The organism is Micromonospora sp. NPDC002411 (genome assembly GCF_053592955.1).
On the sequence record NZ_JBSFBM010000181.1, the window covers coordinates 1 to 13,943 of the forward strand.

A 13,943-nucleotide genomic window follows, 5' to 3' on the forward strand; every position below is an offset into this window, starting at 1 on the left:
TGTACTCGGTGTGCGCCCCGCGCAGCGTCCACAGCTGCCCGGTCACTTGACCGCTGGCGAGGAGCCCGAGGAGGGTACGCGGCAGGCGCATCCGGTGCACCACCGCGTACTCGGCGGCGTCGCGGTGCAGCAGGCCGGACCAGACGTCGGTGAGCGGCATGGCTTTCGCCCCGACCGCGATGCTGAGCAGCACGATCACTCCGAGCAGTGTCACCGCGGCGATCAGGCCGGCGGCGCGTACCGCCTGGCGACCGCGATGAACCGGGATGACGGCCGGGCCCCGGTCCGGCACGCGTGGTGCCTGCCTGGTGACGGTGGGTGTGGCGTCCAGTGTGGGCTCCGGGGTGGTGGCGGTGCGACGAACCGCTGTTGACAATGACCGAGGTTAGGCTAACCTAACCCCGCCGCCCTGGTCGAGTCCGGCCAAACCCTTGATCGAAAGACAACACCATGCCCGATGCCCTGTCCGCACGTCGTCTCTCCCGCCGTGGCCTCCTGGCCGCCGGTGGTGCCGCCACGTTGGCCACCCTGCTCGCCGCCTGCGGCACTGACGACACCGCGAAGCCCGCCGCCGGCAACGGAAGTGGCCCCTGGTCGTTCACCGACGACCGGGCCACGAAGGTCGAGGCGAAGGCCCGGCCGACGCGCGTGGTGGCCTTCACCGGCGTGGCGGCAGCACTGATCGATTTCGGTCTCGATAAGCAGCTGGTGGGCGTGTTCGGTGAGACCAGGCGTGCGGACGGTAGCGCCGACCCGCAGGCCGGTGACCTCAACATCGAGGCCGTCGAGATCCTCGGCAACGTGTGGGGCGAGTTCAGCCTGGAGAAGTACGCGGCGCTGCGTCCCGAGCTGCTGGTCACCCACATGTACGACCCGGACGCGCTCTGGTACGTGCCGGACGAGAGCAAGGCCAAGATCCTCCCGCTCGCGCCCAGCGTGGCGATCACCACCGCCCGGGTGCCGATGACCAAGCCGATCGAGCGCTACGCCGCGCTGGCCGAGTCGCTCGGCGCGGACCTGTCCGCCAAGAAGGTCACCGACGCGAAGGCCCGCTTCGACGCCGCAGCCGAGTCGGTCCGGCAGGCGGTCAAGGCCAACCCCGGCATCACGGTGATGGCCTGCTCCGGCAGCCCCGACCTCTTCTACGTCTCCAACCCGAAGGTCAGCACCGACCTGATGTACTTCGCCGAGCTGGGCGTCGACATCGTGGTACCCACCAAGCTCGAAGCCGGCGACTACTTCGAGGCGCTGAGCTGGGAGAACACCGCCAAGTTCCCGGCCGACCTGATCCTGCTGGACAACCGCAGCACCGCCCTTCAGCCCAAGGACCTCGCCGCCAAGCCGACCTGGCAGCAACTGCCGGCGGTCAAGGCCAACCAGGTGACCCCGTGGGACGCGGTGCCCCGCTTCTCGTACGCCGGCTCCGCGCCGTTGCTGGAGAACCTCGCCACCGCCATCCGGAACGCGAAGAAGGTCAGCTGAACCACCCATCGCCCCCGGGCGCACCGCCGCGCCCGGGGTGGGTCCTCGCTGCCCTCGTCGAGAACGTGGAAGGACATCCCGTGACCGTGCCGACGTACCCCGTCGAGACCACCGCGCCGTCACCGACGCCCGCCGTCGCGCGGGCCCACCTGCTGCACGATGGTTCGGTCGAGCAGTACCGCCGGACCATCGCCGACGGCGTCGACCGGGTCGCCCGCCGGGTCGCCAGCGTCGACCGTCCCGTCACCGGGATCACCCCGGCCGAGCTGGCCCCCCTGGTCGACCGGGTGGACCTGGACCGACCGCTGGGCGATGCCGGCGCCGCGCTGGACGAGTTGGAGGACGTCTACCTGCGCGACGCCGTCTGGTTCCACCACCCCCGCTACCTCGCCCACCTCAACTGCCCGGTGGCCATCCCGGCGCTGCTCGGCGAGGCGGTGCTCACCGCCGTGAACTCCTCACTGGACACCTGGGACCAGAGCGGCGGGGCGACCCTCATCGAGCGGCGGCTGATCGACTGGACCGCCGCGCGGATCGGCCTCGGCCCCAGCGCCGACGGTGTCTTCACCAGCGGTGGCAGCCAGTCCAACCTCCAGGCGCTGCTGCTGGCCCGCGAGGAGGCGTGCGCCGACGCGATCGGCCCGGCGGCCCGTGCCGAACTGCTGCCCCGGCTGCGGGTGCTCACCTCCGCCGCCGGTCACTTCAGCGTGCAGAAGTCGGCCAAGCTACTGGGCCTCGCCCCGGACGCGGTGATCGCGGTCCCCACCGACAGCCGTCGACGGATCCGCTCGGCAGCGGTGAGCGCGGAGATCGCGCGGTGCCGGGAGGCCGGGCTGGTGGTGATGGCCGTCGTCGCCACCGCCGGCACCACCGACTTCGGCTCCATCGACCCGTTGACGGAGCTGGCCGCGATCTGCGCGGCGACCGGCGTGTGGCTGCACGTGGACGCCGCGTACGGCTGCGGTCTGCTCGTCTCGCCGACGCGCCGGCACCTGCTCGACGGCATCGAGCGGGCCGACTCGGTCACCGTCGACTTCCACAAGTCGTTCTTCCAGCCGGTCAGTTCCAGCGCGTTGCTCGTCCGCGACCGGCGGACCCTGCGGCACGCCACGTACCACGCCGACTACCTCAACCCGGCCCGGATGGTCGAGCAGCGCATCCCCAACCAGGTCGACAAGAGCCTCCAGACCACCCGCCGCTTCGACGCGTTGAAGCTCTGGCTGACCCTGCGGGTGATGGGCCCGGACGCGCTCGGCGCGCTCTTCGACGAGGTGGTCGACCGGGCCGCCGACGCCTGGCAGCTGGTCAGCGAGGACCCCCGGTTCGAGGTGGTGACCCGCTCCGAGCTGAGCACCGTGGTCTTCCGCTACCTGCCGACCGGCCCCGGCCGGGAGTTGGCCGACGCGGCGAACCTGCACGCCCGCGAGGCCCTCGCGGCGTCCGGCCTCGCCGTGGTCGCCGGGACCCGGGTGGACGGCCACCACTTCCTGAAGTTCACACTGCTCAACCCGGCGACCACCGTCGACGACGTCGACCACGTGTTGGAACTGATCGCCCACCACGCCGGCCGGTACGTGCACGACCGCACGGCCGCCGACCTGACCTGCCACGTCGGCTGACGCCGACAGCGCCTGGAGACTCGCATGTCCACCCACGACTTCGTCGCCATCGGGCTCGGCCCGTACAACCTGGGTCTGGCCTGCCTCACCGCGCCGATCGACGACCTGGACGGGGTGTTCCTGGAGGCCCGTCCCAGCCTGGCCTGGCACCCCGGCATGCTGCTGGAGTCGGCCCGGTTGCAGACCCCGTTCATCGCCGACCTGGTCAGCCTCGCCGACCCGACGTCGCCGTACTCCTTCCTCAACTACCTCAAGGAGATCGGCCGGCTCTACCCGTTCTACATCCGGGAGAGCTTCTACCCGCTGCGCAGCGAGTACGACGCGTACTGCCGGTGGGCGGCGGCGAAACTGCCGAACCTGCGCTTCGGACAAACAGTGACCACAGTGGAGTTCGATTCCGCCGACGAGCGGTACGTGGTGCGGGCCAGCACCGGCGCGGGGGAGACCGTGGAGTACCGGGCCCGGCACCTGGTGCTCGGCACCGGCACCCCGCCCTACCTGCCCGACGCCGTGGCCGCGCTGCCCGGGGACGCCGTGCACAACTCCCGCTACCTGGAGCACCGGGCGGCGTTGCGCACCAAGCGCAGCATCACGGTGGTGGGCAGTGGGCAGAGCGCCGCCGAGATCTACCACGACCTCCTCGGCGACATCGACCGGTACGGCTACCAGCTCAACTGGGTGACCCGTTCACCGCGGTTCTTCCCGCTCGAATACACGAAGCTGACGCTGGAGATGACCTCACCGGACTACGTGGACTACTTCCACGCGCTGCCCGAGGCGACCCGCTACCGGCTGGAGACCGAGCAGAAGGGGCTGTTCAAGGGAATCAACTCGGACCTCATCAACGACATCTTCGACCTGCTGTACGCGCACAGCGTCGACGGGCCGGTGAACACCCGCCTGCTCACCAACACCGAGCTGGTCGGCGCCGACCACCAGGACGGGACGTACACCCTGGGGTTGCGTCAGGTGGAGCAGGAGCGCGACTTCACGCTGCGGACCGAGGGGCTCGTCTTCGCCACCGGCTACCACTACCGGGTGCCGGAGTTCCTCGACCCGGTGCGCGAGCGGATCCGCTGGGACGCGCACGGCCGCTTCGACGTGGCCCGCAACTACAGCATCGACCACAGCGGGCGGGGCATCTTCCTGCAGAACGCGGGCACCCACACGCACAGCATCACGTCGCCGGACCTGGGCATGGGCCCCTACCGCAACTCCTGGATCATCCGGGAACTGCTCGGCCGGGAGCACTACCCGATCGAGAAGAGCATCACGTTCCAGGAGTTCGGGGTGCCGTCGTGACAGTCGTCTTCGCCCGCGTGGACGACCGGCTCGGCGAGTTCGCCCTCCGTCCACTCGATCCGGACGCCGACGCCGCGTTGCTGCACCAGTGGGTGACCCACCCGAAGGCGGCGTTCTGGCTGATGCAGGACGCCGACCTGACCCGGGTGGCAGAGGAGTACCAGCGGATCGCCGCGCACCCGCACCACGACGCGTACCTCGGGCTCTGGCGGGGGAGTCCCGCCTTCCTCGCCGAGCGCTACGACCCGGCCCACGTCGAGCTGGTCGGCCTCTACGACCACCAACCCGGTGACGTGGGCATGCACTTCCTCTGCGCGCCCATCGGCACACCTGTGCACGGCTTCACCCGGGCGGTGCTGACCACCGTCATGGCGTGGCTCTTCGCCGACCCGACGACCCGGCGGGTGGTGGTCGAACCGGACGTCCGCAACACCGCCGTACACGCGTTGAACGCCGCCGTCGGCTTCGAGGTCGTCGGGCCGATCGCCAAGCCGGAGAAGGACGCCCTGCTCAGCGTCTGCACCCGCGCCCAGTTCGAAGCTGCGGTCAACAGCACTGCCGTCGACAGTGCTGCCACCACCCGAACCGAAGGAGCCCCGGCGTGACCGCCACCGCCGTCCCCACCCCGACGTCCGCCACCACCGGGCACGCCGCCGGCAGTCCGGTCGGCCACCTCACCCCGGAGCGCTGGGCCCGGGCCAACCGGCTGCTGGTCCGCAAGGCGCTCGCCGAGTTCACCCACGAACGCCTGCTCACCCCGGAGCCCGTGCCGGGCACCGACGACCGCCAGTGGTACGAGGTCAGCAGCGACGAGGGCACCGTCACCTACCGGTTCGCCGCGCGGGTGCTCGCCCTGGAGCACTGGCAGATCGACGCGGACAGCATCACCCGGCACCGCGACGGCAAGCCGACGCCACCCGACGCGGTGGACCTCGTCATCGAGCTTCGCGACACCCTCGGGCTCTCCGCGCGGGTGCTCCCGGTCTACCTGGAGGAGATCACCTCGACGCTGGCCGGAACCGCGTACAAGCTGGCCCAGGCCGCGCCGAGCGCCGCCGAGCTGGCCGAGGCCGACTTCCAGACCATCGAGACGTCGATGACCGAGGGCCACCCGTGTTTCGTGGCCAACAACGGCCGCCTCGGCTTCGGCGTCGACGAGTACCACAGCTACGCCCCGGAGGTCGCCGCACCGATCCGGCTCGAGTGGCTGGCCGCGCACCGGGACCACTCGACGTTCAGCAGTGCCGCCGACCTCGACTACGACAGGCTCATCGAGGGCGAGCTGGACGCGGAGACCCGGGCCCGGTTCGCCGCCACGATGATCGATCTCGGGCTGGACCTGGCCGACTACCACCTGATCCCCGCGCACCCGTGGCAGTGGTGGAACAAGCTGGCGGTCACCTTCGCCGGGGAGCTGGCCGAGCGTCGGCTGGTGCACCTCGGCCCCGGCCCGGACGTGTACCTGGCCCAGCAGTCCATCCGCACGTTCTTCAACGTCAGCGAGCCGAGCCGGCACTACGTGAAGACCGCGCTGTCGGTGCTGAACATGGGCTTCATGCGAGGGTTGTCGGCCGCGTACATGGCGGCGACCCCGGCGATCAACGACTGGCTGGCCGACCTGATCGCGGGCGACGAGGTGCTGACCGGCACCGGCCTGACCGTGATCCGGGAGCGGGCCGCTGTGGGTTACCGGCACCGGCAGTACGAGGCGGCCACCGACCGCACCTCCCCGTACCGCAAGATGTTGGCCGCCCTGTGGCGGGAGAGCCCGGTGCCCGACCTGGCGCCGGGGCGTCGACTGTCCACCATGGCCGCGCTGCTGCACGTGGACAGCGACGGCGGGTCGCTGGCGGCGGCGCTGATCGCCCGGTCCGGGTCGACGCCCGAGGTGTGGTTGCGCCGTTACCTGGACGCCTACCTCACCCCGTTGCTGCACAGCTTCTACGCCCACGACCTGGCGTTCATGCCGCACGGCGAGAACGTCATCCTCGTCCTCGACGAGAACGACACCGTCGAGCGGGTGATCTTCAAGGACATCGCCGAGGAGATCGCGGTGATGAGCGCAGACGTCGAGCTGCCGGAGGCGGTCGAGCGGATCCGGGTCGACGTGCCCGACGACACCAAGCTGCTGACCATCTTCACCGACGTGGTGGACTGCTTCCTGCGCCACCTCAACGCGGTCCTGGTCGAGGCCGGCGTGATCGGCGAGGACGACCTCTGGCGTACGGTCGCGGCCTGCGCCGCCGACTACTTCGACCGGGTGCCGCACCTGGCCGATCGGGTCCGTCACTACGACCTGTTCGCACCGGAGTTCACGCTCTCCTGCCTCAACCGGCTCCAACTGCGTGACAACCAGCAGATGATCGACCTGGCCGACCCGTCGGCGGCTCTCCAGTTCGTCGGCACCCTCACCAACCCCCTCGCCGCCCACGCCCCGGCCCGGTGACCGTGCTCGGGTCTGGTCAGGGGGCGTGCCAACGGGTGCAATGGGGCCCATGGGATTGCTGAGTACCGTGAGCCTGTTCGCCGCCACAGTGACCACCGGCCTGACCGCCGGGCTGTTCGCCGCCTTCGCGTACGCGGTCATGCCAGGGCTGGGTCGTGCCGACGACCGGACGTTGGTGCTCGCCATGCAACGGATCAACGAGTCGATCCTGAACGGCTGGTTCGCGGTCTGCTTCGGTGGCGCGTTGCTGTTCACGCTGCTGGCGGCGGCGCTGCATCTGGGCGCCGACCGCCGGGCGGCGCTGCCGTGGATCGTCGCCGGGCTGCTGGCCTACCTGGTGGTGCTCGGTGTCACCGCGGTGGTCAACGTGCCGCTCAACAACGTGCTGGCTCGCGCCGGCGACGTCGACCAGGTCACCGACCTCGCGGCAGTGCGGGAGCGCTTCGAGACCACCTGGGTACGTGGCAACGTCGTCCGGGCCGTCGCGTCGACCGGCGCGTTCGGGCTGCTGGCCTGGGCCCTGGTGGTGGCGGGACGGCACTCCGGCTGAGCCGTTCGCGGCTCAGTCGGTCGTCTCCGCCGCTCCGGCCTGCCGGAACGCGCGGGCCAACCGGGCCAGGTCGTGACCGTCGAAGTGCTGGAGGAACCGGCGGCGTACGGCGGCCAGGTGGCTGGGCCAGGACTCTTCCAGGCGGGCGAAGCCCGCGTCGGTGAGGACGGCGTTCCAGCCCCGGGCGTCCTCCTCGCAGCGTTCCCGCTTGACCAGGCCCTGGGTCTCCAACCGGATGATCGTCCGGGTCATGCCGCTGAGCGAGAGGTAGCAGAGGGCGGCGAGTTCGTGCATGCGCAGCCGCCGTTCCGGTGCCTCGGACAGGTTCATCAGGGCGGTGTACTCGGTGAGTGGTAGCTGACGGTCACCGACCATGTCCGCGTCGATCGTGCGGGGTAGCACGTACATCACCTGGCCCAGGGCACGGACCAAGGCCTCTTCATCAGGGGTGAGGGGTTGCGGAGTCTCTGCGGAGGGGTTGGACATCCTCATATCATACTTGTTTGACTGAGCAAATGGTTACCCTCCGTGTGACAACGACCATAGGCAGAGTATTTGCTTGACCAATCAAGCACCGGTTAGCGTTCTCGCCGTCAGGTAAGGACCCTCTGAAAGGCGCCACACATGACCAGGATCGGGATCATCCTCGGAAGCACCCGTCCGGGGCGTAACGGGGAAGCCGTCGCCCGCTGGGTGCTCGAGATCGCCAAGCAGCGCACCGACGCGGAGTACGAGCTGATCGACCTGCTCGACTACCAGCTGCCGCACCTCGACGAGGCGTACCCGCCCTCGATGGGCCAGTACTCCCAGCCGCACACCAAGCGGTGGGCCGAGACGATCGCCTCGTACGACGGCTTCGTCATCGTCACCCCCGAGTACAACCACTCCACCTCGGGTGCCCTGAAGAACGCCATCGACTTCCTGTACGCCGAGTGGAACAACAAGGCCGTCGGCTTCGTCAGCTACGGCTCGGTCGGCGGCGCGCGCGCCGTGGAGCACCTGCGGCTGATCTCCGGTGAGCTGCAGATGGCGGACGTGCGCTCGCAGGTCGCGCTGTCGCTCTTCACCGACTTCGAGAACTTCAGCACGTTCAAGCCCGGCCCGTTCCAGCAGGACGCGCTGACCACCACGCTTGACCAGGTGGTCGCCTGGAGCGGCGCGCTCGCTCCGCTGCGTAAGGCCTGAGCGTTCCGCTCCTCGGAAACGGCCGCGGGACCATCCCGCGGCCGTTTCCCTGCGTCCTGCGGTCGTGCCACCATCCAATGCGATGAGTACACCGACCTCTGGTGCCGCTGGTAGGGCTCCGCTGTGGCGGGACCGCACCTTCGGCACGTACTGGGTCGCGCAGTCGCTCTCGGCGGCCGGCGACTCGTTCGCGTATCTCGCGGTGCCGCTGCTGGTGCTCCAGGCCACCGGGTCGGTGGCGCAGATGGGCCTCCTCACCGCCGTCGCGGGTGCGGCGTCCGTCGCCGCCGGGGTCTTCGGCGGGGTGCTGGTCGACAGGTACGACCGCCGCACGCTGATGATCGTGGCGGACCTGATGCGGCTGGTGCTCTACGGTCTGGTGCCGTTGGTGTGGCTCGCCGGCCCGCAGGTGTGGCTGCTCTTCGTCGTGCTGCCGATCTGCGAGGCGGCCGGCATGGTGTTCCAGGTCGCGGCGGTGACCGCCGTCCGCAATCTCGTCGACCGGGATCGGATCACCGAGGCCAACGGCCGGTTGCAGGCGACGTACGCGTCGGCCGCCGTCCTCGGGCCGCTGCTCGCCGGTGTGGTGGCGGCCCGCTTCGGCCCGGCGACCGCCATCGCCGTCAACGCGGCGAGCTTCGCGCTCTCCGCGGCCGGACTGTGGCTGATCCGTCTGCGACCCGCGCCTGTCGACGCCGCCCCGGTGGCCCGGGAACGCCCGTTGGCCGAGTTCCTCGCCGGGGCGCGGTTCCTGTGGGGACAGCCCGTCCTGCGCGCGCTGACCGTCCTGTTGTCGGTCTTCATCTTCCTGACCTACGGCTTCGTCGACGTGCTGATCTACCACGTCACCCGCGACCTGGGCGGCTCCGAGGGCACCGTCGGCACGGTCCTCGGTCTGGCGGCGCTGGGCACGGTCGCCGGTGCGCTGCTGGTGGCCCCGCTGCGCCGGCGACGCGGATTCGGCGCGACCTGGATCGGCGCGCACGCCGTCTGCGGTTTCGCGGTGGCGGGCGTCGGCATCGCGACGAGCGTGCCGGCGGTCACCGCGCTGACAGCGGTGTACCTGTGCTGCCTCAGCATCGGCGGGATCTGTTCGATGTCGCTGCGCCAGGAGATCACCCCCGACCACCTGCTCGGCCGGGTGACGTCGGCGTTCTGGAGCACGCACTACGCCCTCGGTCCGGCCGGCGCTGTCGTGCTGACCTGGGCCGCCGCCCGGTTCGGGGTCGCGGCCGTCACGCTAGCGGCCGGCACGGGATGCCTGCTGGTAGCTGTCGCCGGCCTCTTCAGTCCGGTCCGCCGCGCCGGCGCGGAACCGGCTGCGGCGCCGCCTGACGTCCGTGTGTCCTCGGCCAGCGGCACTGTCGGCGGTTGAGGTCCTGTCGACCTGATGTCACAGACGAGTCACACAGCTGAGGTGACTCGCCTGGCCGGCAGCGATTCGGTTGTCCTGAGGCGACTCGGTCGACGCGGCGAGGATCGATTCGTTTGTGACATCAGCTCCAAAGGCGCCGACCAGCGCAATGCAGTCCTGAGCTGAGCGCTCCGGTCAGAACTCCTGGTACATGACGTGCAGGCCGACCCGGCCGAGGGTGGGGTGACAGAACGCGCCCGGCACCGTGCCGATCACCGCGAAGCCTTCCCGCCGGTACAGCTCCACCGCCGAGCGGTTGCTCTCCGCGACGGCGTTGAACTGCATGCCCGCGTACCCCTGCTCGCGGGCCCAGGTCAGGGCGTCGCGGCACAGCGCGGTGCCGACGCCCCGGCCACGGGCGTCGGCGGCGACCATGAAGCTCGCCGTGGAGACGTGCGCGCCCGGTCCCGGTTTGTTGGTGCCCATCTTCGCGGTGCCGAGCACCCGCCCGCCGTCCACCGCGACGACCGTCCGGCCCGGTGCCATTTCGACCCACATGCCGTACGACTGCTCGGCGGTCATCGCCGGGTCGTAGGTGAAGGTCTCCTGAGCCCCGATCACCTCCTGGATGATCGGCCACACCTGCGACCAGTCCTGGTCGACGAACTCCCGAATCAGCACCGGGGGAGGCTAAGCCCGCAATGAGCCGCGGACAATCGGTTATCCCCGGGTGCATCCGAGCGGCGTTCCCGGTGCGAAGCATGGGTCGTGACGAGACGTCACGGATCCGTCGCTTCGACGAAAGGCCCGCTGATGAAGATCGCACGATTCGCCGCCAGGGTGGCGGTGGGCACCATGGCCACCGCGCTGGCCACCACGGCCATCGCCGTGCCGGCCGCGCAGGCGACCGGCAAGACCAAGCCGCTCGGCACGACCTCACTCGCCGAGGTGCTCACGAAGGACACCAGCGGCTTCGACCGCAACTCGCGGGACTTCGACGTGCTGACCGCGGCCGTGCTGGCCGTACTGGAGGCCAAGCCGAACTCACCGGTCAAGGTGCTCACCGACGGCACTGTCGCGCTGACCGCGTTCATCCCCACCGACGCGGCCTTCCAGCAGTTGGTACGCGAGATCACGGAGGCGAGGAAGCTGCCGAGCGAGAGCGCGGCGTTCACCGCCGTCGCCGGGCTGGGCATCGACACCGTCGAGTCGGTGCTGCTCTACCACGTGGTGCCCGGTGCCACCATCGATCACAAGACGGCGGTCCGGGCCGACGGCACTGACCTGAGCACCGCGCTCGGGTCCACCGTCGAGGTCGACGTGCGCACCTACCTGCACGTCTTCCGCCAGGTGCGGCTCGTCGACGCCGACACCGACGACCGGAACGCCCGCGTCGTCACCTTCGACGTCAACAAGGGCAACCGGCAGATCGCGCACACCGTCGACCGGGTGCTGCGCCCGATCGACCTGCCCTGACCGGGGGCGGGTGGCGTCCGACCACGCGTCGGGCGTCACCCGCGCCGGCCGTCAGTCGGAGGCGAGCGCGGTGATCTCTCCGTCGAGCAGCTCCGCCAGTCGGGCGTGCCGCCAGGGGTGGGTGTGAACGGTCATGCCGCGGCTGGGCATCTCCACTGTCATCAGCAGGTAGAGGTGCAACCGGTACAGACCCAGGCGGCTCCGCGCCGAGGCGTCCAGCAGCAGCGGCTCGGCGGCGGCGGCCCGGTAGCCGCGCAGCAACGGGTGCTCCGGCTCGTCCTCGACGCGCCGGAAGAGCAGCGGCGAGACCAGGTCCAGCAACGGATCGCCGTAGAGGAACCGCTCGCCGTCCACCAGGCCACGCAGCCGCAGCCGGCCGTCCGCGTCGGGCGCGGCCAGGACGTTGCCGTCCCAGCAGTCGAAGTGCAGCAGCGCCGGGCGACGCACCTCGTCCAGCACGTCGGCGTGCCGCTCTACAAGCGCGTGCAGGCGCTCGGGCGGGAAAGGCAGCCGGACGTTCCAGTCGGACGCGTCGGCGAGCAGCGCGTCCAGCATCGCCGTGAACGCGGCCCGCCAGGTCGACCCGGAAGGCCGGTCGCCGTCGTAGCCGAACCGGTCGCCGGTGACCTGGTGCAACGCGGCGAGGGCCGCCCCGAGGTCGTGGCGCGCCGGGCCGTCGTCGACCGCGGCGCCGTCCTCGGCCAGGTCGGACAGCGATCGGCCGGGCAGCATCGTGGTGACCAACCACTCGCCGTACGCCGGGTGGGAGCCGTGGTGCAGCACCGTGGGCACCGGCACCTGCGGGGCCCGCTCGGCGACGAGCCGGAAGTAGTCGGCCTCGGCCACGCAGAGCCCACGCTCGTAGCGCAGCAGCGGCGTCCCGGCCGGCGGCGCCAGCTTCAGCACCACCCGGCGGTCGTCGTCGAGCAACGCCCACCAGACCGTCGCGTATCCACCTCCGGTCAGCGGGCCGGTGTCCCGCACCCGGGCGTGCGGCCCGAACGACGCGCCGACCAGATGCCGCACGTCGGCACTGGTGATGCGCCGTTGGGTCGGGCTGACCACGGTCACGTCGTCGCGTCTCCTCGCCGTGGGTGCGGCGTCGAACCGGCGGTGGCACGGACGGAGGGCGGGACGGGCCCGGCGGTGTCACGGCGGACCAGCTCGGCGGGGAGCACCTCGACCCGAGGCGTCGGCGCCCCGACGCCGAGCACCAGGGACATCGCGCGCGCCCCCATGTCGACGAGGGGCAGTCGCACTGTGGTCAGCGCCGGCGTCACGTCCCGGGCGATCGGCATGTCGTCGAAGCCCACCACCGAGGTCTGCTGCGGCACGGCCAGCCCTCGCGCTCGCAGGGTGGCGAGCGCGCCGATGGCCATCGAGTCGTTGAGCGCCACGATCGCGGTCAGCTCCGGGTCGGCGTCGAGGAGTCGGGCGGTCGCCTCCGCGCCCCCGTCGCGGTCGAACTCCGCGTACCGGATGCGCCGGTCCGGCAGCTCGCGGCCCTGCTCGGTGAGGGCCTGGCGGAGACCGGCCAGCCGGTCGGTCGTGGTGGTGAGGATCCGTGGGCCGGCGACGACGCCGATCGCCCGGTGCCCCAGCCCGCACAGCTCCCGACCGGCCAGGTAGCCGCCGGTCCGGTTGTCCGGCATCACCGCGTCGCCGGAGTGCTCGTGCCGGCCGATCACCGCGACCCGCCCGCCGGTGGCCTCGTACGCGGCGAGCTTCTCGTTGAGCTGCCGGGTGAACGCCTCGTCGTGGTAGCCGGAGCCGGCCAGGATCAACGCCGCCACCTGGTGGCCGCGCAGCAGCTCCACGTACTCCAACTCACGGTCCGGGTCCCGGTAGCTGTTGCAGATCATCAGCAGTCGGCCCTGGTCGGTGGCGACACGTTGCAGCCCACGGGTGATCTCGGCGAAGTACGGGTCGGAGACGTCGTGCACGATCACGCCCACCGCGCTGCGGTGCGAGCGGGCCAGCAACTGGGCGTGCGCGTTCGGCACGTACTGCAACTCGGCGACGGCGGCGAGCACCCGCTCGCGCAGCTCGTCGGTGACCGGTTTGCTGCTGCCGTTGATGACACGGGAGGCGGTGGCGGGTGAGACGCCCGCGCGGCGCGCCACATCGGACAGGGTCGCCATGGCCCGCCCCCTCGATCTGTTGACGGCGTTTCGTCGTGCCGGCTAGCGTCACGGTACCGCAGAGAAAGCCCTTTCCCGCAGGGAGGCCCGGCCGTGTCCGACAGCTTCGCGGTACTCCAACTCGACGACCTTCCGGCCCGGCGCTGCTCGTGTGGGACCACCCGCCGAGGCTTCATCGCCGAGAGCGACGGCCAGGCCAGCGTGCACCTGCTCCAGGTGCAGGACGCGGTCACCCACCACCACCGGGTCGCCACCGAGTACTACATCGTGCTCGCCGGTGAGGGCGAGGTCGAGTTGGACGGCGAGGCGTTGTGCCCGCTGTCCGGGCTCACAGTGCCACCACCGGGTGCGTCCGCGCGGCACGCCGACGACTCTGCCGCCGTCCGAC

The 13,943-nt window shown here is 70.8% G+C and carries 13 protein-coding genes and 2 pseudogenes; 10 read left to right on the forward strand and 5 right to left on the reverse strand.

Annotation, left to right across the window (positions count from 1 at the left end; translation table 11 throughout):
- Positions 1-376: pseudogene (locus ACWCO3_RS21070) on the reverse strand (hypothetical protein); the annotation flags it as partial.
- Between the two features lie 74 nt (positions 377-450).
- Here ACWCO3_RS21070 and ACWCO3_RS21075 point away from each other — a divergent pair.
- The 6 genes from ACWCO3_RS21075 to ACWCO3_RS21100 all read left to right on the forward strand — a co-directional run bounded on the left by ACWCO3_RS21075 (position 451) and on the right by ACWCO3_RS21100 (position 7,399).
- The gene (locus ACWCO3_RS21075; RefSeq protein WP_145781082.1) at positions 451-1,482 is read left to right on the forward strand and encodes an ABC transporter substrate-binding protein; all 1,032 of its coding nucleotides are present in this window, start codon (positions 451-453) and stop codon (positions 1,480-1,482) included.
- A gap of 80 nt (positions 1,483-1,562) precedes the next feature.
- The gene (locus ACWCO3_RS21080) at positions 1,563-3,101 is read left to right on the forward strand and encodes a pyridoxal phosphate-dependent decarboxylase family protein (RefSeq protein ID WP_145781084.1); all 1,539 of its coding nucleotides are present in this window, start codon (positions 1,563-1,565) and stop codon (positions 3,099-3,101) included.
- Positions 3,102-3,125: 24 nt separating this feature from the next.
- Complete coding sequence (locus ACWCO3_RS21085) at positions 3,126-4,403, forward strand: lysine N(6)-hydroxylase/L-ornithine N(5)-oxygenase family protein (RefSeq protein WP_450011570.1); 1,278 nt, start codon at positions 3,126-3,128, stop codon at positions 4,401-4,403.
- Positions 4,400-5,008, forward strand: a complete 609-nt coding sequence (locus ACWCO3_RS21090; protein WP_450011572.1) for a GNAT family N-acetyltransferase — start codon at positions 4,400-4,402, stop codon at positions 5,006-5,008. The genes ACWCO3_RS21085 and ACWCO3_RS21090 overlap by 4 nt, the downstream gene beginning before the upstream one ends.
- Entirely contained in the window at positions 5,005-6,849 is a 1,845-nt protein-coding gene (locus ACWCO3_RS21095) for an IucA/IucC family protein (RefSeq protein WP_450011574.1), read from the forward strand. The genes ACWCO3_RS21090 and ACWCO3_RS21095 overlap by 4 nt, the downstream gene beginning before the upstream one ends.
- Positions 6,850-6,898: 49 nt before the next feature.
- Positions 6,899-7,399 (forward strand): anthrone oxygenase family protein, encoded by a 501-nt coding sequence (locus ACWCO3_RS21100; RefSeq protein ID WP_341874436.1) that lies wholly within the window; start codon positions 6,899-6,901, stop codon positions 7,397-7,399.
- Positions 7,400-7,411: 12 nt separating this feature from the next.
- On the opposite strand, the gene ACWCO3_RS21105 is transcribed toward ACWCO3_RS21100, so the two are convergent.
- Positions 7,412-7,885, reverse strand: a complete 474-nt coding sequence (locus tag ACWCO3_RS21105) for a MarR family winged helix-turn-helix transcriptional regulator (protein WP_145781093.1) — start codon at positions 7,883-7,885, stop codon at positions 7,412-7,414.
- 138 nt (positions 7,886-8,023) lie between these two features.
- Between ACWCO3_RS21105 and ACWCO3_RS21110 the strand changes: the two genes are divergently transcribed.
- Together ACWCO3_RS21110 and ACWCO3_RS21115 are read left to right on the forward strand one after the other, a co-directional pair.
- On the forward strand, positions 8,024-8,584 hold the full coding sequence (locus ACWCO3_RS21110) for an NADPH-dependent FMN reductase (RefSeq protein ID WP_145781095.1): 561 nt from the start codon (positions 8,024-8,026) through the stop codon (positions 8,582-8,584).
- An 82-nt stretch (positions 8,585-8,666) separates the two neighbouring features.
- Positions 8,667-9,959 carry an MFS transporter gene (locus ACWCO3_RS21115; protein ID WP_450011578.1) on the forward strand — a complete coding sequence of 431 codons (1,293 nt, stop codon included), beginning with the start codon at positions 8,667-8,669 and terminating at the stop codon, positions 9,957-9,959.
- Between the two features lie 174 nt (positions 9,960-10,133).
- Here ACWCO3_RS21115 and ACWCO3_RS21120 read toward each other — a convergent pair whose 3' ends face one another.
- Positions 10,134-10,619, reverse strand: a complete 486-nt coding sequence (locus ACWCO3_RS21120) for an N-acetyltransferase family protein (protein WP_450011580.1) — start codon at positions 10,617-10,619, stop codon at positions 10,134-10,136.
- Between the two features lie 132 nt (positions 10,620-10,751).
- Here ACWCO3_RS21120 and ACWCO3_RS21125 point away from each other — a divergent pair, with 132 nt between their 5' ends.
- Positions 10,752-11,414, forward strand: coding sequence for a fasciclin domain-containing protein (locus ACWCO3_RS21125; protein WP_450011582.1), 663 nt, complete (start codon positions 10,752-10,754; stop codon positions 11,412-11,414).
- Between the two features lie 51 nt (positions 11,415-11,465).
- On the opposite strand, the gene ACWCO3_RS21130 is transcribed toward ACWCO3_RS21125, so the two are convergent.
- Positions 11,466-12,485, reverse strand: coding sequence for a phosphotransferase family protein (locus ACWCO3_RS21130; RefSeq protein WP_450011584.1), 1,020 nt, complete (start codon positions 12,483-12,485; stop codon positions 11,466-11,468).
- Positions 12,482-13,555: a LacI family DNA-binding transcriptional regulator gene (locus ACWCO3_RS21135; protein WP_145781108.1), complete on the reverse strand. Its 1,074-nt coding sequence runs from the start codon at positions 13,553-13,555 to the stop codon at positions 12,482-12,484. The genes ACWCO3_RS21130 and ACWCO3_RS21135 overlap by 4 nt, the downstream gene beginning before the upstream one ends.
- Before the next feature lie 93 nt (positions 13,556-13,648).
- Here ACWCO3_RS21135 and ACWCO3_RS21140 point away from each other — a divergent pair.
- Positions 13,649-13,943: pseudogene (locus ACWCO3_RS21140) on the forward strand (hypothetical protein); the annotation flags it as partial.